The sequence below is a fragment of the Erysipelothrix aquatica genome (assembly GCF_009828775.2).
In the GTDB taxonomy this organism is placed as follows: domain Bacteria; phylum Bacillota_I; class Bacilli_A; order Erysipelotrichales; family Erysipelotrichaceae; genus Erysipelothrix; species Erysipelothrix aquatica.
This window is the reverse complement of record NZ_WTSY02000011.1, coordinates 1-24591: the sequence shown is the minus strand read 5'-3', so window position 1 is coordinate 24591 and position 24591 is coordinate 1. Positions and strand designations below refer to the sequence as shown.

The window sequence follows — 24591 nt, the reverse complement described above, 5'->3', positions numbered from 1 at the left end:
CACCTCTTGTATTATTCTATCATATTTGACAACCGATAGCGTATCTTCCGATAATTTTCGCATAAAAAAACTCGAGATTTTCGCCCGAGTTTTAATTTCTAAATGTTTACGTCTTTACGTTTTTTAGGTGCACGATTGACGTATAGATACGCACCGAATCCTGCTGCAAGTGCAACTGCCACAACTGTTGCGGTAATTGCCCATACTTTTGTCGTTTTTGATGACGTTACATCAAACGCAACAAATGCAGGTGTTAGTTTTTGTGTATTATCAAGATGGTAAAGTCGTGGTTCTGAGTCCGTGGTTTGCATTCCATTCACGATCATACCTGATTCACCTTCTAAATTCCAAACCGATACTTGTTTGTCGAATTTTAATGAGCTATCAACACCTTCAAATTTTTTGAAATCTAAATCCTTTGGTGTTACCGCGACCCCACCGTATGTTTGCTTTGCCATTTCTGGGTTTGGAGCTGTCAAGAGATACATTTTTCCTTCATCTTGAAGTACCGGATACACTACAGTTTTAGCAGCATTAGTTTTATCCAAGGCTAACCATTGCGCATTTTGTTTTTCATCGGTTAAGAGTTGCAGTTTCATCGCATCTTTTTGGTAAGCAAAGGATGCCGTTCCATTTTGATCGATTGCTTCTTTTGTAAACCCATACTCTGTCATCAATTTATCCAGTGCTTCATCATCATAGAGTGTAGCAGTCTTATCACCAACATTGACTTTAACAGGTTCACTGTCATCACGTGTTAGTTTTAATTTATACTCTTGTGTGATTTCGCCGTCAACCGCACGAATCACAATGTCTTTTGTTTTTTCACCTTCAGCAAATTTTTGTTCTTTATCGAAAGTAAGTGTTGTTGTTTCACTTACACTCTTAACATCTAATAGTACACTATCAATTCGTTTCGGTAACTTATACTCATATTCCCATGTATCAACCGCTGTAGGAATATCACTTAGTGTCTCACCAAATTTCTTTTCGTTATTTGAAATGATATTGAATGAGCTGATCAGTGGATTTTTTTGTGCATCTTCTTTTGCCTTAGCTTCTTCAGCAGCTTTTTCTTCTGCTAACTGCTCTGGGTTTTTATTTTTATCTGGAGTCGATGAACTTCCACTATTCGATGAACCGTTCCCAACACCACCTGTATGGCCACCACTACCACTTTCAGTGCTTTCGTCTCCATCACCTTCCTCGCTCGTACTATTTTCCACAGTAATATCAAATATTCTATTAACGGGATATTTAGTTCCATCAAGGTCCTCACCAAATCCTGTTACAGATATTCTACCACTTGAATTAGCTACAAAACTGAGACTATCTGAATTACCTCTAGATACAATTCTATTCCCATTTGGCGATGAAATACCGCCAGTAGTTCCAAAGTCTGCTTGTACCAATCCTTCAGGGTCATCAATACCAACTGTGATCGTTATAGTGTCACCTGGAGAAACCGTAGTTCTATTTATGCTAACAAAGACACTTGCAGCGAATACAGGAATTGTAGCAAAAGCCAAAACTATAGCTATCAAAGTTATTTTAAATATTTTCTTCATTTAAATCTCCTCTAAAGTGGTTTAATGCCAAGAATGTGGCGTCTTATCATCATCATGTCACTAATATCCAAAACACCGTCACCATTTAGGTCTGCTCTCTTAAATGCATCACCTGTCAAAACTTTAATTCCTAAAATATGTCGACGAATGACCATCATATCACTAATATCTATTACGCCGTCACCGTTCAAATCACCACGTTTAAATTCCGGTTCTGGTGTAACTGATGATCCTTTACCGTCAAATACTTTACGAACATTGCTCGAGTGAATGTAGAGGTAATTATTGTTACGGTCATAAGTCGCAGTACGGTTTGCACCACCTGTTATCCATGCCAAACGGTCGCGATCACTATTCAGTAACGAATCTGCCGCAATTTTGTACCATGTTGCATTTCCATTCACACTTTCGCCTTGAACAGTATCGAGTATCATGACTTTTTGTCCAACTACTTCTGTTTTCATAACTTGTTGAGAACTTGTGGTCGGTTCTTTTCGAATAGGAACTACCTGTGCTGTTGATTCTCCAATCGAGTATCGCCCATAATCTTGGTTTCCATAGTTACGATCAATTTCATAGGAGAATGCAGCTGCTTTTTGACCCCAAAAAGGATCACTTGAGTATTTAACGTTGATACCGGTTTGTTTATCACCAAGATAACCACCATAGTAGAAACTTGACTCACCGAAATCCATATATAACCAGTTTAAGAACATCGTGTAGTGAATATCTACAGCCGTCGCTACACTATCGTAGCTATTTGCTAACCAAGGACTACTATCAGTTGCATTATGTCCAAATACATTATTACGATCTACTGCAAGCCAACTACGGCCCCAGCCAGTCTCATTAATTGAAACACCAAAGTTCATCAGTGGGTTTGTTCCGTATTTGCGACCCAAATCAACAAATGAAGATTCTGATCCATATAATTTTGATTGAGTACTTGTCATTGAATCCCAGTCTGTAGGTGCACTCGTAAACCCTTTACGGTCTCTTAGGTATGTATTGAGTTGATTAGCCGTTACAGAAGACTCTGAACGGAATGACAGAAACTGGTAATAGTTGTAGAAGGGTGTCGATTTATTAACGGCGTTATAATTATTTCCACCTTGATAATCGAGAATAAGGTCATTGACGTTACTATAGAAATAATGACCATCTGCTGAGAAATAGCGTGTGTCTTCTTTGAGGTATGATGGTGCTGGGCCATTTAAGATTGTTCCATAGTTGTTGGTGGCCGCACCCATACTAATATTATTGTATAAGTTCCCATTACGGACAGAGTAATAGTTTGCGCCTTTTGCTTCTGATACTTTGAATTCCTTGAAAGCAGATTTAGGAACCCATCCTTCAATACCACTAATTGTTATTTTGTAGCGTTCACTGGTTGCATCATAAAACGGAACTACCCCCGAGTAAGCAACGTGTCCGGATAAATAACGGTATGCACTGGTATCGGTTGCTGTGTCATAAAGGAAAATATTTTGATCAATCGCAAGATTAAATTGGATAAATCCTGATTTCGCATACGTCGCAGCTGCACGAGCTTGGATTGCGGCTTCAACCCCATCGGTATCACCACCCCATGCTTCTACAGGTTCGTCAAGAGCCATTGGTTCCAATTCGATTACTTCAAGCAATGAATTTTCCAGCGCATCTTGACTTTGTACTGGGGGCGCAATGGCATTATCTTTTTCAACGGTACCTAAGTCTTCATCACTTGATTCACCAAGTGCATGTAAAGACCATGACCCCATTGATACCATCACTGTAAGTGCTAAACCTATTTTCAGCCCTTTTAAGATCTTATTTTTATGTGAATTTTTCATATTAACCCCCTAAACGTTTACTTTAATTATATAGAGTGTGTATAAATTATACAAGTTTCTTAACGTCGAATGTGTTCATATATACTTCACAATTTTCTTATATACTTTGATATACAAACATTTGGTTTTTATGTTACACTTTCATAGAACGGAGATGACATTATGACAACTAAAACGATGGATCGTTCGATGAAAGATTATAAACGACTCACATTTGGTGAAGAAGTTGCGAATGCTGTATCACATGGTGTGATGGCTGGTTTACTACTTTTAGTTTATCCATATGTATCAGTACGCGCATTTCAACAAGGTGGATGGCTCTTAGTCATCGGCGATGCGATATTTATTATTTCTTTATTTTTGATGTTTATGGGATCGACACTTTACCACTCAATGGCCAACGATACGAAACATAAATATATATTTAGAATATTGGACCACAGCTTTATTTTTGTAGCGATTGCTGGGACCTATACGCCAATTGCATTAACTGTTATCGATGGATGGCTTGGTGTTACTGTCGTCGTGATTCAATGGCTCATGGTCTTGATTGGAATTTTGCAAAAAACAGTTGCGAAACGTTCGATGCCAAAGTTATCAGTTGCAATCTATCTTGTAATGGGATGGGCAGCAGTATTGTTAATCCCTCAACTGATACAAAATACAAGCCCAATGTTTATTGGATTGATTGTACTTGGTGGTGTCTTTTACTCAGTAGGAACTTATTTCTACCTTCAAAAAGACAAAAAGTACTATCACTTTATTTGGCATCTATTTATTAATGCAGCATCAATATCACATTTCATCGCAATCGTATTCTTCATGATTTAATCATAGGACTTAGACGCATCTTACGGGATGCGTTTTTTGATGCAAATAAAAAGACCACTACATGTTCGTAGTGGTCTTTTCATTTTATTGATCTTTGCGACGACGGCGAGAAGCGACAATGAAGATGCCACCAACTGCGACGATGCCAAATGCAAACCAAGGAATACTTGCAGCCATACCTGTTGAAGGTAGGGTTGGACCAATGATTTTTTTATTTGTAACATTGAAAATAATATCTTCTGGTTCACCAGCATGAGTCGACTCAATGATAAATTCATGGGAATCAGTGATACTTTCGTAGCCTGGTAGAGCTTTCGTTTCTTTAAGAACATAGGCTCCCGGTGCTTGGTCATTAATAAACGCCTGACCTCGAGCATTCGTTGTGACTACGGTATTTTTTGTGTCCTGTGTTAATGTAAATTCTACGCCTTGTAATGGACGGTCTTTATCATCAACTTTGTTAATAATAACATTGACACGGTAATTATTGAATGTCGTTGTTTGAAGATCAACATATGGGAAACCATCACGGTTTACAAATTGTGGTTCAAAATCACTCAATTTACCAAATACCTCAAAGCTGCCTTGATTTAATGTATTTAATACATAACCATTCGCTGCTTGAGTTTGAACATAAGCGTACGTTCCTGGTGTAAGTCCATCAAGTTTAATTAATCCATCGGAACCTACTGTGTATGCAACATCGTTGATCATGAAGATACCTGAGTTTAAGGCATTTGAGGTACGGCCATCAACGAGTTTCAGTGTATTTCGAGCATACGTTACGCGAAGTGTTTTAGTGAGTGCTAAGCCTTCGTCATTCAATGCTGATTCCGGAACTACAACATCTAATGTTTCATCAACAACAATTGCTTGATCGGCTTTGTTTGTTGTGATGGTATAGTTTCCTGACCCCAATCCAGCGCGTGTTAGGACTGAGCCTACTTGAAGCATTGGATCTTTACGGCCTGACGCATCGTTAAATGTTGCATCAACGTTGTTTGTAAACGCACCATTTGGATCGATAAGATCAACTTTTAATGTTGCTTGATAGTTAATGTAATCATCAAGTTCTAATGTCAAGCGACCTTCTATTTCTTCTGGCGTATAGTCTGGGATTTCAAACAAGTATTCAAAAGTGTTGCGGACAGTATGTGTCGGTGCTTTTGTTTGTACGAGTTTGTATGAACCTGCTTTAACACCAAAGATTTTAAAGGTGTCTGTTTGTGGTGTAACTTTAAAGTCTATGAAGCCATTAACAGGTGTCCACGTTCCATTTTCGTTAGAGAATAGTGTGAATGTCCCATCCATATAGATGACATCATGGCTTGGGTTTGTATTCTTAAACACAACATCTGCATAGTAGTTTGATACTGCTACGGTTTGTGGTGCATAAGCATTCTCATTGGATGCTGCAATTGTAAATGGTGTTTTACTTGCGTTCGCAATGTGATTGCCATCCCCTTTAATCTCTTCAAAGTAGTAGTTTCCTGGTGCTAAACGATCAATCGTAATTTTACCGTTTGCATCCGTTACATACTCACCATCAAGTTTTACACCTTCGTGATAGAGATTGAAAACGACACCCGCAAGCGGAGCTTGTGTTTCTGCTGAGGTTTTCGTTAACACAACTTTTCCACGGTAGTTGTAATAAGTAATTGGTTCTAAATTATAGTTCTCAATTGTGTGGTTGACTGTATCAATCACAACATCAGTTTGACTTAAGGATTGTGGTACTACAATGTTCGCAAGAATTGCGGTGTTGAGTCCATATCCTTGTGGTGCATTTGTTTGTGCGAAAGCATACGTTCCAGGTCCGATGTTGCGGATTGGATTGCTTTCATCAACACTTGCAACCAGTGTATTTGAAGTTTCTTCAGTTAGTGTGAATGTACCACCAGTTAGCGGTGTTGTATCGGTTAAGATATCCCCGTCTCGGTTCACATAATCCATATTTGCTTGTGTAGCATAAACATGAACTGTTTGTTTCAAGGTAGCTGGATCTGTGTAGCTTTGTGGAACAGCAAATGTGTAATCTGTTGGTACGTGTATCCATGCATTGTTAATGCGGACATCTTTCACTTCGTAATTGCCATATCCAAGATTGACTTGGCTTGGTGTGGCAACTGCTGTTTCATTGTAATCTAAAGCAAAGCTCTCGATATCAAAGGTTGCGAGCGATGGCGTATGTGTCGCAAATTCGAAACTTCCAAGATGGTTTTCAAACACAATCGTACGTGTACTTACTTCGGTTTCACCTTCAAAGATGCCTTCGTCACTTTCGATTTCGAATGTCATAGGTGAAGCATTGAGTGGACGGTTATCACTTGTTCCTGTTTGAACTAATGAATACGTTCCTGGAGCAAGATTGCGTGTGTATCCAGCATCTTTATCCGTAATTGTGAAGGTATCAACAACGACATCACTTGCATCTTTAATCTCAAAGGTTGATCCAGAAATTGTTTCTGTACCAATGACATTTGAGAAGTTTACAGACGCTTTAATGTTGTCGAATGTAAGTTGCATGACTTCTGGTTTTCCTTCATATGAATCAGTTGCTGTTGCTTGTGTTGGGCCATAGACATAGAATTCTAGGGGCTCTGGATTAATGAGGTATCCATCACCAACTGCAGTTTGTTTGAAACGATAACGTCCTGTATCAAGATTATGAACCGTTAGTTTTCCATTTGTAAGGGTATATGCGTTTGCATCACCTTTTCCAGTTGATGTTGCTTCATAAGGTACCCAAGCAGTTCCATCATATTGTTCAAGCGTATACGCACTGTTCGCAATGAGGTCTTCGGTACCACGGTGAACAACTTTCATTGTTGCACTTGTTTTATAGTTATTAAATGCAGCGTTGATGGTTGTTGCATCAACTGTACCATTAGGATTTCTTGCGAGGGTATGGCTTACCGTCTCCGTGTTATGGAGGTAACCATCAAGTGATTGTGCTGGTTGCGCAATTGCAAATTTTCCAAAGTCGATACGCTCATCAGTAGGATTTACTGTTCCAACTTTGAAAGTTCCTTGATCATTACTTCTAAATGCTGATTTTTGTTTTGCTTCATTCGTAATATCAAGATTAATATCGGTGAGTTTCTCCGTTGCGTCAGCACCTGTTGCTGTTACAAGTTTGCCATCTGTCTTTACTTCAAAGACTGGTGTTGTGTTGTAAATTGCGTAATCAACTTTTGTTACAACTGGATCTGCTCTAAAGAAATCAAACATGCGTTTACTTGGATCTTTAACATCAAGTGTTACAAGATTTCCAGATGCAAGTTGGCTTGCATTAATTTCAACAGATTTATCTTTATTTGTATTTCGTCCGGCTTCAACATAACCTAATGAGTTTGGAACTGAATAGCCGTCTGCTACATTAAATTGTTTAACGATATAGTTACCTTTTTCAATATTCTTGAATTCAAGGTAACCATTTTCATCCGGTTGTCCGATACGATAAACGTGGTTGTTTTCAACAAATTTGTTTTGGTAACGATACAGCACGATAATGGATTGCTCAACATTATTCCCTGTAATACGTTCACCTTTATCCAAATCGGTTGGTAATGCCGGTTGATTGTTGTTGTAACGCATTGTTAATCCAATATCAAAGCGTTCATCATCATAACCACCCGCTTCATCATTTACTTTAAATGTTACGGCCGCAGTTACTTTGTGATTAATTGGTTGTGCTGCATCAGTGGTGTAAGAAAGATCCGCATGGTTTTTCAATGGAATTTCTTTATTGTCTACAACATGACCAAATGTTGCATATTGAATGCGAATTGGGTTGGACATTGCTTCGGTGAAACGAAGGATAAATCCACTTTCTCCAGTTGTCCAGTTATCTAATGGTTTATTTGCATCTCCATCAGCATTTGTGAGGACATATTTATCACTTGGAATGGTTCGCCAACTTGATCCAACAAGTTCTTGAATCGAGAATCGATCCAAGACGGCATTTCCTGTACCACTTTGTTCCAAGTCATTGTGATCTTTAATGAATTTGAAAGTATGTTTACTTTCGAGTGTATCCTTAATCACAATATTAGACATATTTTCATACGTTTCATTCAACGTAAGTGTCCATTGAACTTGCTGACGTGAGCCTGGATAACTTCCAGAAACAAGGGACCCTGTTTTTTGGACACGGTTCCGATTTCCTAAGTCCGCAGTAGCGATTGCAACTCCGGGTTCTGGTAAATCGACTTGATCTGGTTTATGACCACGTGTATATGTCACTTTGTTTTCAAATTCACCTGTCGCAACAGTATTGGATACTTCGCCCGTTGCATCTGGAATCACTGCTTCATGACTCTCAATGAGCGTGTTGATTTCAAAACGGTAGACATATTTTGGATCAAGATGTTTCTTAATCGTATATGTAATTGTATCATTTGTGTTTTCAACAACGAGTTCTCCTGAAGCTTTTGTGACCTCAACAGTTTCGTTGGTTGGCTTCAGATTTCCATCTTTATCAACTTCAAATTTAGCGAGTGTTATCGCATCAATTTCTTGCGGAACAAGGTGTTTGTTCCCAAGAGTGAAATCTCCTAAATCACGTGTTTTATCGATAGTATCAACAACAACCATTGGCACTTCACCAACGCGACGCGTATCAACATCGTAATTAAATGTAATGTTCCAATTTGCAGCAAGGCGTTGACGTCCTGTTGCTGGATCATTGATAACTTTAACGGTTCCCTCTTTTTTCGGGACCGTGTTGTATTTAGCTACTTCACCAAGCTCTTTCGATGCTTCAATGTCGCCGCCAGTCCATGTAATGGTGTTGCCTTCACCAATGACCCACGTTGCAAAGGTTAAAGCACCGGCATTTTTTACGGTCTCCATTGGTGTATCGCTTGATAATTTTGTCTTATATAAAATATAGTAAGCATTTTCATCTTCGCCACCAGCTGGTCCGATAGCCTTGTTTGATTCAATAAAATCTATACGTAAGTCTGTATTTTTAAGAAGTTCTGATTTTGTCGGTGTTGAAACAAATGGATCACCGGGTTCACCATTTACAACTTTACCTTTTAATTGGTTGACATAACCAGGATATTCTTTCGGTTGACTGAGGGCAAATTTTTCATTTGTAAGGGTTGATGAACCGTCTTTTAAGTACGCAATATCACTTGGATTCACGTAATTGACAATATCGCCATACGTCTTAGAATCTGGTGCTTCAGCATCAAGTTTTTGTTCTAACAGTCCACCTGCGCCAACAATTGCGTTCGGAATTTCATCCGAATAAATATCGGCATTATCCATGATTTTCTTAACTTCCGAGATAAATTTCGAATACTCCCCATGAGATGTTTGAGGGGTCTTCGTTGGATCAATTTGGAACATTAAGATTGGATTATTTTCATCCATTGGTTCAAAGAACATACCTGGTGATTTAAAGGTATCAGAATATGTAAAGCCTTCCAAACCAATGCGATTTGCTGTTACGGTATTAATCGCAACGCCCCAAATTACTTCTTTGGTACGGTAGTCAATCATCACAGGACGTTTATCTAAAAGCACGAGGTAGTTAAGCGCTTGTTGTGCCCTTAGTTCTTCTTCTGTTGGTTTTGTAGGTTCTATTTCAACTCCGTTGGTGAATGATTTAACGTTTGCATTACCTTCAAATTTCAATTTTGACGACGTTAATAATTCATCACGAATTGCTTTTTCACCTGAATATGGTTCGACAACATCAATTTCGTATTTAAATTGGAACTTAACTTCTTTATTAAGAGGTTCTGCAAGTCCTGGTTTCAAACGAATTTTTGCTTCTGTAAAATCTGCATTCCATTCAACAGAGAATCGACCATCTTTAGAAATTTCTTTTCCATCAACAAATATTGTTGTTTTGACCTTCATCTGGTTGTATGCGACGTTAATCTCGCTGTAACTATCACCAGAACCGTTATAGCGGTATGCTTTTACTTTACTTGCGTCTAGATAGAAATTGAATCCATCATTGGGTTGACGAATCAACTTATTGTTGTTGAAGACAACATCCCAGTGCAAGCTTGTCGGTGCACCTTCCGCACCTTTTACACCGTTAATAACGATTGAACGTGGGAATTCTTTTTTGTTTTCAACGGATTTATTGAATTGATTCTTATTAATTGCTGCACTCAAACGAGCAACTTGATTTCCTTCAATTTCAAGGTTAAGATCCGTATTTGTGTAAGTTTGAGTTACATCGTATTTAATAGCAACATTTTGCCCGTGTGTATCAATAGAAATTGGCTCAATCTTGTCTGTTGCAGCATTTACTTTTTCAATACGCTCTGGAGTTAATGTTGAATTAGGAACGAGTGTCCCATCATTAAGCACATCAAAATAAGATACATTCACAACTGTTTTAATATTCCAGTTTGATAAACCAGATGTCTTAACAACTGTTGGTGCATCAAATGACAAGTCTAAAGTATTTAGGGTTGATTTACGATTTGTATTCGCAATGCCCTCCCAAACTAATTCAAAACCATTTGGAACTTGTTCAAATGATTTTGCTTCAAGACTGTTATCAATACCACCGATTGGTGTAACTGGTAGATTTTGTTTAATATCCTTTTGCGAGTTTAATATGTTTTTAATCTCTAACGGATAAATATTTAATTTTTCAAAGCTTGCTTTTGGACTTTGTTGGTAACGATAGTCATCAACTTTATATTGATCTTCTGTCACAACAATTCCCTGTTTCAAGGCTGCTTTGATATCAGTTAATGACTTCCCTGCTTGCAGTTCTTCATTAATATAGTTACTAATTTGTGTTGAAAGAAAGTCTTGGAACTTATATTGAACGGCTGCGCCTTCAACATTAGAATCAATCTTGATTTCTTCGATATCTAATTTGAATGGTCCTTCGTTAGTACCCGGAGCTATACGTTTAAATGACGACGTACTATAATCTGAAAGCTTTGTGCTCGCTAAAATACTATCGCCAGTTTGATCATAGAATTTAATAACTTCTGGGAATGCATACTCATACTTGAATGGAACTTGTTCTCCATTTTTTTTGTATTGGAAATCCAACGCATTCGCTTTATTCTCTTCAGTGATAAGAGCGAGTGATTGATCATCCAACTTAATGACATACGAAACACCTAAATGTGTAGGGTTCTCGTCCGTAAATAGATCAATTGAATAGTTAGTTGCGGTTTCAGAGTAGTTATTCATCACAATAGGGTTTGAATCATTTATTTCTCTGTTTGCGTGTTTCACGCGAGCCTGTGGGTTTCCAACGAGTTCAATGTTGATATCTCCAGACACTTGCGTTTTTACAGTTTCATTGTTTTCCTCTGAAACACCATTTTCACCCTCAGGCTTTGTTGATTCCGGATTACCCGCATCAGGGGTTTCTGTAGGAGTTGTTTCAGATTCATTATCTGAAATCGCGTTAAGGGTATTTGTTTGGTTCCCTTCAACGTTTTTAATAAATGCAACCGTTTCTTTAATCAACGGCGCAACGATTGGGAAGTCTTTAAGATCAATCGCTTCAATCAGTTTGCTATCTTCCGCAACATCAAGTTCAAATACTAATCTGAAATCTTCTGGACGTTGTGTGAGATCTTTAAAGTCTATCGCAATCGTGTTGTTTTCAGTCTTAATGCGTGTATCATCTAAAGACTGATAAACGTTGTTTTCAAAGTTTTTATCTGTATTTGCGAACTTTATATCTTGCTTTGGCGCAAGTTTCATTGAATCTGGAAACTTCATTTCCAAAGAATCTGTTAGGTTTTGGATCGTCACCCAATCCGCATCTTTAATATGAAAATCCATGGTTACTTCAGCTTTATATCCTTCTGAAGTATTTGTCAATGACACTTTAGTATCTTTGTCATTGATAATTGCTTGAACGAGTTCGTTATTTGTCTTTGGTTTCGTCTCTGTTGCTGCACTAACGGTTAAGCTAGACAGTGTGAGCACAAACGCTAATGCTACGACACTAAAAACGCGCCCAAGTCTTTTCTTTGACTTAAACATATTTCCTCCTTTTTGATGTCGACAGGTAAACTGTGACACACTACCTCGGTACCCCCCTATAGAGTAGAAGATAGTTTTTTGTGCATAGTACTTCACTGATGTATCTTTATAAAAGACATAGTACATACATATATTAATTATACCTTTCATTACGAAAATTCAGATTTTTCTTTTGAACTTCTTTTTCAAAACATAATCCTAACAATCTTAAGATTGCTAATGTTTAAATTACCATTGCTTTTATATATTAAATGCATGTTATTTCAAGGCTTTAGAATGGCGTTATCGTTAACATTTCCATTCACAGTCCTTAAGTTTGAATTGTCACCGCTATATAAGTGTATTGTTAACTTATTATGCTATTATGTTTTATTGCTTTCGTCTGTGATTTCTTTTCTTTTTTTCACAACACTACATTGTAAAGTATGTGTAAAACTCTTAAATAGCACTATACTTAAATTTTAGACATAAAAATAACGCAGGAGTTTTCCTGCGTTAACGTCATTATTTGTCAAACATCGCACCATTTGATGCAATAACATCTTTATACCAATAATACGATTGCTTTGGAGTTCGTTTGCCCGTTCCCTTTCCAGTGTCATCGTAATCTACATGAATGTAACCATAACGTTTTGACATTTCACCTGTGGACGCACTCACTAAATCAATACAACCCCACGATGTATAGCCCCATAGTTCAACTCCGTCATGCTTTATCGCATCATGCATTGCTTGAATATGAGCTTGAAGGTAATCAATACGATACGAATCGTGGATTTCTTGTGTTTCCGTTACAGTATCCATTGCACCAAGACCATTTTCCACGACAAATAAAGGTTTTTGATAGCGATCGTACAACTGGTTCATCGTTGTTCGGAATCCTTTTGGATCTATTTGCCAACCCCATTCCGATACCTCAAGATATGGATTTCTCAATGATGCAAAGACATTCGCATCTGCTGTTTCTTGGTTCGATGATGTTGCAGCTGCAACACGTGACGAGTAGTAAGAAAATGAAATAAAATCAACGGTATGCTCACGCAACAAATTGGCATCCTCAGATTCCATCTCTAAGAAAACGCCAAGCTGTTCCATTTTTTTCAACGCGTACGATGGATAATAGCCTCGTGATTGTACATCAATGAAGAAATAACCTTCACGATCACGCTACAATGCTTCGAAAACATCATCAGGATGAGGTGTACTGGGATAATTCGCACCCGCAGCTAACATACATCCCACTTTGTTATTTGGATCAATTTCATGTGCAATTTTTGTAGCAAGTGCACTCGCTACGAGCTCATGATGAATTGCTTGATACTTTATCTGATCTGCATTCTCATGCGACTCAATGATAAGTCCTGCAGCCATGAATGGGGCATGAAGAATCATATTGACTTCATTGAAGGTTAACCAATATGTTACGAGGCCTTTATATCTTGTAAACAAGGTACGCACAAGACGTTCATAGAACGTAATCAGCTCTCTACTACGCCATGAACCGTATCGCTTGGTCAGATGAATGGGAACATCGAAGTGTGTAATTGTAACTAATGGTTCAATACCATACCGATGACACTCTTTAAACACATCTTCATAGAATTTGAGTCCTTCTTCGTTAGGAGTCATTTCATCACCTTCTGGATAGATTCGTGACCACGCAATAGATAGACGATAAGTTTTAAACCCCATATCAGCAAACAGTGCAATATCTTCTTTAAAATGATCATACATATTGATGCCTTGCTTTGCAGGATAGTAATATCCTTCCTCGAACTCCAGCATTTTCCGCGTTCCCATCGCAACATCCCACCGCTCTGGTCCGTGAGGAATCAAATCAACATTAGCAAGGCCACGTCCGCCTTTGTTATAACTCCCTTCACATTGGTTGGCAGCAGTTGCACCACCCCACAAAAAACCTTTTGGAAATACCATATGACATCCTCCTGTAGTTGTTTACAAACAATATAACAAATGAATGATACATCATTGTGATGACCCATTGAAATTTTTATGATTCCAAAAAATAAAAAAAACATCAAACAGTGTTTGATGTCAAAATTACAATTTTAATTAATGTGAATTTACTATTCGTCAGAATTCTTAACCGGACTATCAAAGACAAGACGTGTTGCATCCTTAACAAGCACACGACGAACGTCGCCATCGCCGATATAATCATTATCATGCATCCATTCCGCAAGGCCAGTATGTACATCCTCGAATGAATCGGTCTCGATACGAATTACTTCACGAGTATCATTTTTTTCAATGAATGTAAGTGTAGTTTCTTTATCTGTTGGTGCTTCAATAGCTACAAATAATTTTACGTCCACAACTTCAATACGATCATCAGAGTCATACCCGATCATATAGTTATATTCTGGTGATGCAAGTTCTATACCCAGACGCGCCAATTCTGAGCGCATTGAGTACATCGCACGAACATCTGTATCGCGAGAAAAGTCTGGTATGGTAAAATCCATGACGGCAAACCATTGTGGTTTTGATTCAATTTTATTTACTGTATAAGCCATAACTTACTCCTTTTGTATCATTATATCATAGATAGGAAAAAAAAGGCTGACGCCTTTTTTTCATTCTGCGATTCTTATGTCGCATTCTAAGACACTATTAGAATCACGAGTTACTTTCATTCCGACCATGCGTCTTTGTTTTCAACATAATCAGTAAGAAGGCGCCCATGGATGAGATTGCAGTACCTAACCAAAGCATATTCCCTGGATTCTGACCCGTATTGGGCAATGTTTCAACTTCTTTAGGACTCGGATCGACGGGTTTCGGATTGGTTGGATCAACAGGACCTGGAACTTCAGGATCTTCATCCTTTGAATAGATAAATTTTACATGTTTAACTTCAGTTGAAAATTGGCCTGTTTCCAATCCAATAACTTCTATTAATGTATAGCCATTAATCGTCTTGCTTTTAGCAATATATGAACTCCCTATCGGACCATGTGAAATTGATTGCTCTGTCAAGACATTACCTTCTGTATCAACAAACTCAACGATTAATTGGCCATTTTTGATAGGTCTTTCCCAAACATACGTTCCAGCAAGATTCCCATTGAAACTTTCCATAAAAATATCGCTTGAACTATAAGTTGTAAAGGGACTCTCAGGTATAATTCGAATCCAACCTCCTGTATACTCACCACTTTCTGTAGAAATTAGCGGTAATCCAGTATAGAATGACTGAAACGTCGTTTTCGCACCGAGCGTAATGCGATTTAATTTTTCATCCATTCCAAAAATATTCTCGGCATTGGTCACCTTTGACGTATCAAAGCTACCAATATCAAGGGTTTCCAAATTTTCCATGCCGCCAAACATTCCGTCCATATCTGTAACATTTGACGTATCAAAGTTACTCAAATCTAACTCCGACAATCCGCTAAAGATAAACATACCATCCATCTTTGTGACTTTGGATGTATCCCAATTCAGTTTTCCTTCTAAATGAGTTAGAGATTGTGTCATCGCAAACATATTTGACATTGTTGTGACATTTGATGTATTCCATTTATGAACATCCAACGATTCAACAGCGGTATAACTAAATACAAATGACATTATGGATACATTTGATGTATCCCATTCACTAACATCAAGTTCTTTCAAAAATCCTGTACCATTAAACGCGTGGTTCAAGGTTACAACATTACGTGTATCCCACTTTGAAACATCTAAAGCAGTAACACCGGACTGAGAAAAAAGAAATGCCATATCAGTCACATTTGATGTGTCCCACTGACTTACGTCAATCGTTTTAAGGGTTCTTTGTCGTTCAAACATGCCCATCATCGATTCTGTAAGCGAGGTATTAAGGTTTCCATTAATCACTTCTAAACTCGACCACGGATAGGCAAAGAATAAATCCGCATTTTTCGGAGTAAAAACGTCACCATGTAAGTTTATCGTTTTTACCTGGCTTTTGACTATTTGATTTTGATTATCAAGAAATTCATAACCTGCTTTATTTTCCAAAAGTCCATCATACACGTCTAATGTCGCAGTGTCGATATTATAGATAACTTTACTACTACCCCATACAGACTCAACAACGTTTGCTTGATTGATTGACTTTTCAGACGCTTCTATGGTTTCATTTGCATCGACACTATCTTTTTCTTCTAACTGATCACTCTCATTTAATGTGTATTCCAAATCCAACCCGTCCGGATTTAGTTCCTGTCCTACATCTGCAATTTCGAGATGGGTACTGGGTACGCTATCTTCTTGCGAAGTTTCGTTCATCGACTGAACAGATAATAATCCTGAAGTCACACTGCTTCCAACAACTCCAAGTACGATTAATAATGAAATAATTTGTATATGTTTACGCATTTGAAATCCCCCCCTTATATTAATATTTTAGACAAATCATACTTCTAAAGATAAAACGATTATACTTGTTTTTCAAATAAATTACGAATTAATTGCATATTTCAAAAAAAAAAAAAGGCGAACGCCTTTTTAATTTGGAATAATTCTCATCACGTCTTGAAAAGATATGTACACGAAGAATACAAGGACGAGTGCTACACCAGCAATCATCAAAGCATTTTCTAATTTTTCTGGAATCGGTCTTCGAATTATCATTTCAATTAGTGTAATAACAACACGACCACCGTCCATAATTGGAATTGGTAACAAGTTTACAACTGCCAGGTTAACAGATAATAGTGCTACTAGATTAAAGAAATAAACGGCGCCATAGGTATTTACTTGAGACGTTGCACCAAATATTGCAATTGGACCACCGAGGCTATCCAACCCTATCCCTCTAAAAACACGGTTTAGGATAAAAATCATTTGAGCAATAACACTGCCTACTTCCGCAAATGCAAGCGGCACAGCCTCAAAAAGATTCACATTTCGTAGCGTTGCGGCAGGCGCTTGAATTCCTATTACATACACATCTTTATTTTCTTTTGATGGTTCTGGTGTCACTGTGACAGTTTCACTTGTGCCGTTTCGGTCTAATTTGATAGTCATTGGCTTATCCTTGTACATTGCCATACCTGTTTGTAAGTCAGCAAATGTTTTAGGATGTACAACACTTCCATCCGCAAACGTAATCTCAGTCATAACATCATTTGCCTGCATTCCCGCCTTATCAGCCGGCATGCCTTCAACAACTGCTGCTACGATAGGTTTAGGTACTTCAACAACACCATTCATACTAAACATTCCAGCATAGACAACAACCGCCAACACAAGATTCATAAAAATTCCAGCAAGCATAATAATCAGACGTTTCCAACGGGCGATTCCGATCATCGAACGCTCAACTGGAACACCCATATCACCTTCACCTGGCTCACCCGCCATCGAAACAAATCCTCCAAGCGGCAATGCTCGAATACTATAGGTTGTTTCCCAGTGTGGTTTCTTAATTGAAAACACTTTTGGCCCCATTCCGATTGCAAATTCTTGGCAATACACACCAAACATTTTTGCGGCAATGAGATGTCCTAACTCATGCACAAACACAAGGATACTTAGAACGAGTGCGAAGTAAATAATTGACATTATGATACTCATATTGACAGCCTCCTAGACAAAAATCTGTAAGAGGATATTGAATGTAAAGAGTGCAAAGATTACACTATCCACACGGTCTAAGATGCCACCATGACCTGGGAAAATATATCCGAAATCTTTCACATTAAAATATCTCTTAATTAAACTAAATGCTAAATCACCAAATTGACCCATGATAGGAATCAGAACGGCACTTAAATATACTACGATTGCGGGAACATATTCAATTACAAAGATATGGCCAAAGATTAACGCAATTGTCGCGGAAGCAACATATCCGATCACTGCCCCTTCAATTGTTTTCTTTGGAGAAATACGTTCAATAAGTTTATGTTTCCCAAAATGACGACCACCAAAATATGCTGCAGCATCTGTGACATACGTTGCTAACAAGATGAATAAGAAAGTAATCGTGTTAAAAGATAACACCACTTTAACAGCTTGGATTGCAGCCACAAGCATCATTACCATGACAAAAATATAGTTTACATGACTGAAATCAAACCAGTCAAACACTACGGTAAGCACAAATAGGGTCATGATCCATCCCATGATAAACACACTGAGATATTCGGGTCCTAATAACCCACCTAAAATTGTCGAAACAATCAATAACGGTAAGATTATGGGTTTCATCTCGTCTTTTTTTAGACGATAGATTTCATAAGCTCCAATTGTAACTACTGCAAGCAGTAATAAAAAAAGAGCTTGATTACCCATCAAAATTGCCGTTCCGAAAACAACAATTAGTGCAATTCCTGTAATCAAACGCTCTTTCATACTAAAGTCCTCCAAATCGTCTTTGACGTTTTTGATATGCCTCAATACATGATTCAAATTGGTCAGGACCAAATTGTGGCCATTCATCATCAACAAAAATCAACTCAGCATACGCCAATTGCCATAATAAATAGTTCGAGAGGCGTTCATCGCCACCTGTACGAATTAATAAATCAACAGCTGGCATTCCTGCTGTATCAAGGTAACTCTCAAAGACTTCTTCAGTAATATCCGTCCGTCCGTCTTGGATAATTTTTCGTGTTGCGCGAACGATTTCATCACGTGATCCATAATTAAGTGCAAAATTAAGGATTAAAGCCTTATTGTCTTTTGTTTTTTCGACAGCGTTTTCCATTACTTTTCGAGTCTTTTCAGGCATCATTGATAAATCGCCAATTGTGCGAATTTGGATTCCCTTTTCGTTAAGTTCTTTAAGAAAGCGCTCAAAAAAGACTGCCGGCAACTTCATCAAGTAGTCAATTTCTTTTTGTGGGCGTTTCCAGTTTTCTGTAGAAAATGCATAAAGTGTTATGGCTTCAATGCCCAAATCCAACGCTTTTAAGGCTATTTCACGAACATTTTCACTACCAAAGTAGTGTCCAACCGTACGTTCCTTACGTTGTTTTTGAGCCCAACGGCCGTTGCCATCCATGATGATGGCAACATGTCTTAGACTCTCCATAATTAGAGTGACATAATCTCCGCTGATTTCGCTTTCGCAATTTCATCAATTTTCTTGATGAATTCGTCGGTAAGCTTTTGAACATCTTCAAGTAATGCACGTTCTTGATCTTCTGGAAGATCATCTGCTTTTTTCACTTCATCGTTCAAGTCACGACGTACATTTCGAACAACAACTTTTGCGTCTTCTGCGAAGGTTCCAACTGATTTTGAAACTTCACGACGCGCATCTTCTGTTAATTGAGGTACGTTAATACGTAGAACAGAACCATCGTTTTGAACTGGTAAATTCAATGTTGATTCATTAATTGCACGCTCCATATCTTTCATACTTGATGGGTCAAAAGGTTTCACAACGATTTGACGTCCTTCAACGATTGATAAAGATGCGATTTGTTCGATTGGTGTTGGTGATCCATAGTAATCAACCATAATTCCGTGAAGAATTGATACGTTTGCACGTCCTGTACGGAGTGTCCCTAAACGACCTTCGTATGACTCAATCGCATCTTGCATTAACATGCGACCATCTGTGATAATTGCTTGCATGATTATACCTCCCTAGCAACACGTGTTGCGGTTGCTTCGCCTCTTGCAGCTTTAATTATATTATTTTTTTCATTCATATTAAACACTATAAGATCAATATCATTATTCATACACATTGATGTTGCAGTTGAATCCATTACCGCAAGTTCTTGCTGTAACACGTCTTTGTAGGATAATGACTCATAGCGCTTGGCATTCGGATTCAAACGTGGGTCTGAATCGTAAACACCATCAACTCCGTTTTTAGCCATTAGGATTACATCTGCTTTAATTTCAGATGCTCGTAATGCTGCTGTTGTATCAGTAGAGAAGAATGCAGATCCTGTACCTGCCCCAAATACTACTACGCGTCCCTTTTCGAGATGACGCACTGCACGACGTGGAATATATGGCTCTGCAACTTTAATCATATCAATTGCTGTTTGAACACGAGTTGGTACTCCTTGCGCCTCAAGTGCACCTTGAATAGCAAGTGCGTTGATGACCGTACCAAGCATCCCCATTGAGTCTACTTGTGTACGATCAATCCCTAACTCATCGGCCATACGACCGCGTACAAAGTTACCGCCGCCAACGACGATTGCAACTTCGATACCATCTTCAACAACTGTTTTAATTTGAGCTGCTACATCTTCGAGAACTTCACGACTGAAAATACCCGAATCGGATGCAAGTGCCTCTCCACTCAGTTTTAATAATACCCGTTTGTACATGAGATTTACGCCCTTTCAAAAAGGACACTAAAGAGTGTCCTTATTTTTATTTAACTTGTGATGCTTTTGCAACTTCAGCTGCAAAATCTTCTTCACGTTTTTCGATACCTTCACCGACTGCGTAACGTACAAAAGTTACAACGTCTGTTCCAGCGTCTTTAAGGATTTGTGAAACTTTAGCTTTTCCATCTTTGAAGTAGATTTGGTCTACTAATGAGATATCTTGCATTTGTTTGCTTACGCGTCCTTTAATAATTCCTTGAACAACTTGTTCAGGTTTTGAAGCTAATTCAGCATCATTTTTAACGATTTCCACTTGGATAGCTGTTTCGTGATCTACGATTTCGCTTGGGATTTCTTTTTGTGAAACATATTGTGGGCTCATTGACGCAACTTGCATTGCAATGTCACGTGCTAATTCTGCATTGTCACCGTTTAATACAGTAACAGCTGAAATTTTACCACCCATATGGATGTATTCACCGAATACTTGGTTATCTTCTTTTTCTACAACTGCAACGCGACGAAGTGTAATTTTTTCTCCGATTGTTGCTGTAGCTGAAATGATTGCATCATTTACAGTTTGTCCTTTAAGATCAAGTGCTAAAGCAGCATCTAAATCCGCAGGTTTGTTTGCAAGGAAAACTTCTGCCAAGTCTTTAACTAATTCTACGAATTGTTCGTTCTTAGCAACAAAGTCTGTTTCTGAGTTAACTTCAAGAATTACTGCTGTATTTCCTGATGATAACACTGTACTTGTTCCTTCTGCAGCGATACGTCCTGATTTTTTAGCGGCGCTTGCCATACCTTTTTCACGTAACCAATCGATTGCAGCTTCGATGTTTCCATCTGTTGCTTCAAGAGCTTTCTTGCAATCCATCATTCCGGCACCAGTACGTTCACGAAGTTCTTTTACTAAACTTGCTGTAATCATAGTTTACGCCTCACTTTTTTCTGTTTTTTTCTCTTCTGTACGTGCTTCACGTTGTTGTTGTGGAGCACCTTCACGGTTGTCATTACGTGGTGTAAAACGTTGTTGACGACGACGGTCATCACGTTTACGACGTTCGTCCATACGTTGACGACGACGACGATCGTTTTCTGCAGCTTGTTGTTCTACGTTAACGATAACATCTTCCATTGTAATGTCTTCTTGATCTTGGTCTTGGTATGCAACTTGTAATACGCCACCTTTTGGTTCAACCATAGCATCAGCCATAGCACCAACAATTGTACGGATTGAACGAATTGCATCGTCATTTCCAGGAATTGCGAAATCAACTGTATCTGGATCACAGTTTGTATCAACGATACCGAATACTGGGATTCCTAATTTACGTGCTTCAGCAACTGCGTTTGCATCTTCGAGTGGGTCAACAACGAATACTGCATCTGGAAGTTTCTTCATTTCTTTAATTCCGCCTAAGAAGTTTTCTAAACGGTCTTTTTCTTTAAGTAATAAAGCAATTTCTTTTTTAGTATAAACTTGGATTGATCCACTTGCTTCCATCTCTTCGATTTCTACAAGACGACGGATACTTTTTTGGATTGTACGGAAGTTTGTTAATGTTCCACCTAACCAACGTTGGTTGATAAAGAATGAACCACTACGTAATGCTTCCTCTACAACGATTGTTTGTGCTTGTTTTTTAGTACCAACAATCAATAATTTTCCATTTTTTTCAGCAATTTCTTTCATTGCTGCGTATGCTACATCTAATTTGTCTTGAGTTTTGTTCAAGTCAATGATGTAAATACGGTTTTTAGCTGCATAGATATACGGCTTCATTTTTGGGTTCCAACGACGTGTTTGATGTCCGTAATGAACCCCACTTTCTAATAATTTGCGCATTGTCACAACTGACATAACTAAATTCCTACCTTTCCGTTAGTCCTCCATCACTTCCAAGACGAGACGACTCATATTTGAGCACGGAGTCCGTCAATCCATGATGTGTGAATATAGGTGTCTTTGCACCGTTTATTATTTTAACATATTAATATAGGGAGTTCAAGGTTTTATCCTTTACACCTTTTCGATTGATTTATAGTCTTCTAATTGCGATACTGCATACAGTTTTACAGGCTTCTGATCAATAATAATCGTTGTAACGCCATAGTCATTTTCGCGTTGGTTATTCCATGAATTAAACTGTCCAAAAAAACGTGTAATAATTGTTCCCAGCCATAGGTAACCATCAAGTTTCCCAACAACAATTATTTCATCAGGACTCTCCGCAATTATAGTTTCTCGAACTTTAGTAATTAATTCTGGCTTCATCGTCTCATAGAGATCCATTAAGTTTTCCACCTCTTGATGACCTCCTCTGAGATCAATGTAAGGCGCATCATAACCTTGTTTTTTCATTTCGTTTTGGATGGCTTCGCCATCCCCAATAATTAGTCGTTTCATAAAAACCTCCACCTTTATATTCTATCATAATACAATGATTCTTTGGATTCAGATGCAGTTTGATGCAATTCCACCTTTTTTACACAATACCATTTCTGCTTTTATGGTATATTATTTAAGAAAGGAAATTGTCCATGAAACGAATATTTACTTTACTACTTGTAGGTGTCTTATGTTTTTCTACACCAACGACTGCTTATGCACAATCACCTACAACTGCCTATCAAACACAAGAAGACCTTATCTCTGTACAAAACATCATGATGTACAGCTCTAATTATCTTTTAATGGATATGGAAAGCGGCCAGGTTCTAACACAAAAGAATGGGTATTCAAAAATTCATCCTGCTTCCATTACCAAAGTACTTACTTTAATTACGGCACTCGAAATGCTTGAGTCCCAAAATTTATCACTCAAAGAAACCTATACAATTCCTGCAGAGGTTGTTGATGATTTAACGAGTATTGCATCTGTTGCCGGATTCGAAGGCGGCGATACCGTTACAATTGAAGACATACTCTACGCAATTATATTACCGTCTGGTGCTGATGCGACACGCGCAATTTCAATGCGCCTCACGCAAGATCCTGAAGGTCTTGCACAACACATGAATGCAACCGCAGCAAAAATCGGCATGAAAGATTCTAATTTTCTAAATACCAGTGGCCTCGATGAAGATGATCATCTCTCGACACCCTACGACCTAGCATTACTAGTCCAATACGCAATGAAAAACAAAACATTTGCGAAGATATACAGCACAGTTACGTTTACAACATCACCAACGCCTACAGCACCAAATGGCATAGAACTTGTGAATCGGTCTTTAGAAGCAGCTCATGAAAAAGGATTTACCGATTTGTATGGCGCTAAGTCTGGTTACACTGAGATGGCTGAACGCTCACTTTCAAGTGTAGCAAAACGCGGAGACTCCCACTTAATTTTTATTAGCACCAATGCACCTAATGAAGACTTACTCTTCACGAACGTAATTGATGCCATCAACGTTTACTCACGTGTCTTTGACGATTTTAAACGAACAACACTTGTAACTCGCAATACCATCCTACAAGAAATTCCTATACTGCATGCGAGTTCACCCTTTCCGGTAATGCTCGACTACGACATTGTGACCTATTTACCAAACGGAATCTCTCCACAGGATGTTGCTATTAATGTAACAGCAACTCAACCAAACTTTATCGCACCTGTTGCGCAAAATACAGATATGGCAAAAATTAAAGTATCCTATAACACCAAAACCGTTTTTGAAACCCAAGTGTTAGCACCTTTAGACATCAATATAAAGGGTACCAAGGTCTTTATGGATTTCATGAAATCCATAGGTCAAGTTGTATTTATCGTCTTCTTGATTCTCGGTGCACTCATTATCACGATTCGTGAAATCAACCGAGTGAGACTGTGCAAGCGCCGAATGCTCCGCCGTCAACAAATGGAAATGCAACGTCGAAACCAAAACCATTAAGCATGCATTGCTATGATCCAACTAAAGAAAATAAAAAACATGGCTAGCCCATGTTTTTTCTTTTATCAAATCTCAACCGCACCACTATTCATTTTTAAAAATTCTATCTCATAAGCAGTTTTAAAGTCAAACATTTTGCGAGGCATTGAGTTGATTTTAAAGGCAATGTCATCAAGATAT

At 38.2% G+C, this 24591-nt stretch carries 15 protein-coding genes and 2 pseudogenes; 2 read left to right on the top strand and 15 right to left on the bottom strand.

Annotated elements, in window-relative coordinates:
• Positions 1–98: 98 nt before the first annotated feature.
• On the bottom strand, positions 99–1568 hold the full coding sequence (locus GVV20_RS04595) for a hypothetical protein (RefSeq protein ID WP_159740687.1): 1470 nt from the start codon (positions 1566–1568) through the stop codon (positions 99–101).
• Positions 1569–1579: 11 nt separating this feature from the next.
• A complete protein-coding gene (locus GVV20_RS04590; protein ID WP_159740686.1) occupies positions 1580–3400 on the bottom strand; it encodes a dockerin type I domain-containing protein in 1821 nt (606 codons plus the stop codon).
• Between the two features lie 162 nt (positions 3401–3562).
• On the opposite strand from GVV20_RS04590, the gene trhA reads away from it, so the two are divergent.
• Entirely contained in the window at positions 3563–4231 is a 669-nt protein-coding gene (trhA, locus tag GVV20_RS04585; RefSeq protein ID WP_236261749.1) for a PAQR family membrane homeostasis protein TrhA, read from the top strand.
• 84 nt (positions 4232–4315) lie between these two features.
• On the opposite strand, the gene GVV20_RS04580 is transcribed toward trhA, so the two are convergent.
• The 12 genes and pseudogenes from GVV20_RS04580 to GVV20_RS04525 form a co-directional block, all read right to left on the bottom strand.
• Positions 4316–12220, bottom strand: a complete 7905-nt coding sequence (locus tag GVV20_RS04580; RefSeq protein ID WP_159740685.1) for an LPXTG cell wall anchor domain-containing protein — start codon at positions 12218–12220, stop codon at positions 4316–4318.
• A gap of 504 nt (positions 12221–12724) precedes the next feature.
• A pseudogene (locus GVV20_RS04575) lies at positions 12725–14155 on the bottom strand (6-phospho-beta-glucosidase).
• A 152-nt stretch (positions 14156–14307) separates the two neighbouring features.
• Positions 14308–14757, bottom strand: coding sequence for a hypothetical protein (locus tag GVV20_RS04570; RefSeq protein ID WP_159637819.1), 450 nt, complete (start codon positions 14755–14757; stop codon positions 14308–14310).
• Between the two features lie 103 nt (positions 14758–14860).
• The gene (locus GVV20_RS04565) at positions 14861–16588 is read right to left on the bottom strand and encodes a BspA family leucine-rich repeat surface protein (protein ID WP_159740684.1); all 1728 of its coding nucleotides are present in this window, start codon (positions 16586–16588) and stop codon (positions 14861–14863) included.
• Between the two features lie 129 nt (positions 16589–16717).
• Positions 16718–17788, bottom strand: a complete 1071-nt coding sequence (locus GVV20_RS04560; protein ID WP_159740683.1) for a M50 family metallopeptidase — start codon at positions 17786–17788, stop codon at positions 16718–16720.
• 12 nt (positions 17789–17800) lie between these two features.
• Complete coding sequence (locus GVV20_RS04555; RefSeq protein ID WP_159648273.1) at positions 17801–18568, bottom strand: phosphatidate cytidylyltransferase; 768 nt, start codon at positions 18566–18568, stop codon at positions 17801–17803.
• 1 nt (position 18569) lies between these two features.
• Positions 18570–19250, bottom strand: a complete 681-nt coding sequence (gene uppS / locus GVV20_RS04550) for an undecaprenyl pyrophosphate synthase (RefSeq protein ID WP_159740682.1) — start codon at positions 19248–19250, stop codon at positions 18570–18572.
• A gap of 2 nt (positions 19251–19252) precedes the next feature.
• Positions 19253–19798 (bottom strand): ribosome recycling factor, encoded by a 546-nt coding sequence (gene frr / locus GVV20_RS04545; protein WP_159637823.1) that lies wholly within the window; start codon positions 19796–19798, stop codon positions 19253–19255.
• A 2-nt stretch (positions 19799–19800) separates the two neighbouring features.
• Positions 19801–20511 carry a UMP kinase gene (gene pyrH / locus GVV20_RS04540; RefSeq protein ID WP_159812653.1) on the bottom strand — a complete coding sequence of 237 codons (711 nt, stop codon included), beginning with the start codon at positions 20509–20511 and terminating at the stop codon, positions 19801–19803.
• 46 nt (positions 20512–20557) lie between these two features.
• Positions 20558–21445, bottom strand: coding sequence for a translation elongation factor Ts (tsf, locus tag GVV20_RS04535; protein WP_159648270.1), 888 nt, complete (start codon positions 21443–21445; stop codon positions 20558–20560).
• A gap of 3 nt (positions 21446–21448) precedes the next feature.
• Positions 21449–22378, bottom strand: a complete 930-nt coding sequence (gene rpsB / locus GVV20_RS04530; RefSeq protein WP_159648269.1) for a 30S ribosomal protein S2 — start codon at positions 22376–22378, stop codon at positions 21449–21451.
• A gap of 159 nt (positions 22379–22537) precedes the next feature.
• Positions 22538–22924 carry a P-loop NTPase family protein gene (locus GVV20_RS04525; protein ID WP_159741702.1) on the bottom strand — a complete coding sequence of 129 codons (387 nt, stop codon included), beginning with the start codon at positions 22922–22924 and terminating at the stop codon, positions 22538–22540.
• A gap of 134 nt (positions 22925–23058) precedes the next feature.
• On the opposite strand from GVV20_RS04525, the gene GVV20_RS04520 reads away from it, so the two are divergent.
• Positions 23059–24411, top strand: coding sequence for a D-alanyl-D-alanine carboxypeptidase family protein (locus GVV20_RS04520; RefSeq protein ID WP_159741703.1), 1353 nt, complete (start codon positions 23059–23061; stop codon positions 24409–24411).
• Between the two features lie 65 nt (positions 24412–24476).
• Here the strand turns inward: GVV20_RS04520 and GVV20_RS04515 are convergent.
• Positions 24477–24591 (bottom strand): annotated as a pseudogene (locus tag GVV20_RS04515) (IS30 family transposase); the annotation flags it as partial.

Excerpts from the sequence above, each read along its gene's own strand:
- GVV20_RS04595 (WP_159740687.1), bottom strand. The coding sequence starts at position 1,568 with ATGAAGAAAATATTTAAAATAACTTTGATAGCTATAGTTTTGGCTTTT.
- GVV20_RS04590 (WP_159740686.1), bottom strand. The coding sequence starts at position 3,400 with ATGAAAAATTCACATAAAAATAAGATCTTAAAAGGGCTGAAAATAGGT.
- trhA (WP_236261749.1), top strand. The coding sequence starts at position 3,563 with ATGACAACTAAAACGATGGATCGTTCGATGAAAGATTATAAACGACTC.
- GVV20_RS04580 (WP_159740685.1), bottom strand. The coding sequence starts at position 12,220 with ATGTTTAAGTCAAAGAAAAGACTTGGGCGCGTTTTTAGTGTCGTAGCA.
- GVV20_RS04570 (WP_159637819.1), bottom strand. The coding sequence starts at position 14,757 with ATGGCTTATACAGTAAATAAAATTGAATCAAAACCACAATGGTTTGCC.
- GVV20_RS04565 (WP_159740684.1), bottom strand. The coding sequence starts at position 16,588 with ATGCGTAAACATATACAAATTATTTCATTATTAATCGTACTTGGAGTT.
- GVV20_RS04560 (WP_159740683.1), bottom strand. The coding sequence starts at position 17,788 with ATGAGTATCATAATGTCAATTATTTACTTCGCACTCGTTCTAAGTATC.
- GVV20_RS04555 (WP_159648273.1), bottom strand. The coding sequence starts at position 18,568 with ATGAAAGAGCGTTTGATTACAGGAATTGCACTAATTGTTGTTTTCGGA.
- uppS (WP_159740682.1), bottom strand. The coding sequence starts at position 19,250 with ATGGAGAGTCTAAGACATGTTGCCATCATCATGGATGGCAACGGCCGT.
- frr (WP_159637823.1), bottom strand. The coding sequence starts at position 19,798 with ATGCAAGCAATTATCACAGATGGTCGCATGTTAATGCAAGATGCGATT.
- pyrH (WP_159812653.1), bottom strand. The coding sequence starts at position 20,511 with ATGTACAAACGGGTATTATTAAAACTGAGTGGAGAGGCACTTGCATCC.
- tsf (WP_159648270.1), bottom strand. The coding sequence starts at position 21,445 with ATGATTACAGCAAGTTTAGTAAAAGAACTTCGTGAACGTACTGGTGCC.
- rpsB (WP_159648269.1), bottom strand. The coding sequence starts at position 22,378 with ATGTCAGTTGTGACAATGCGCAAATTATTAGAAAGTGGGGTTCATTAC.
- GVV20_RS04525 (WP_159741702.1), bottom strand. The coding sequence starts at position 22,924 with ATGAAACGACTAATTATTGGGGATGGCGAAGCCATCCAAAACGAAATG.
- GVV20_RS04520 (WP_159741703.1), top strand. The coding sequence starts at position 23,059 with ATGAAACGAATATTTACTTTACTACTTGTAGGTGTCTTATGTTTTTCT.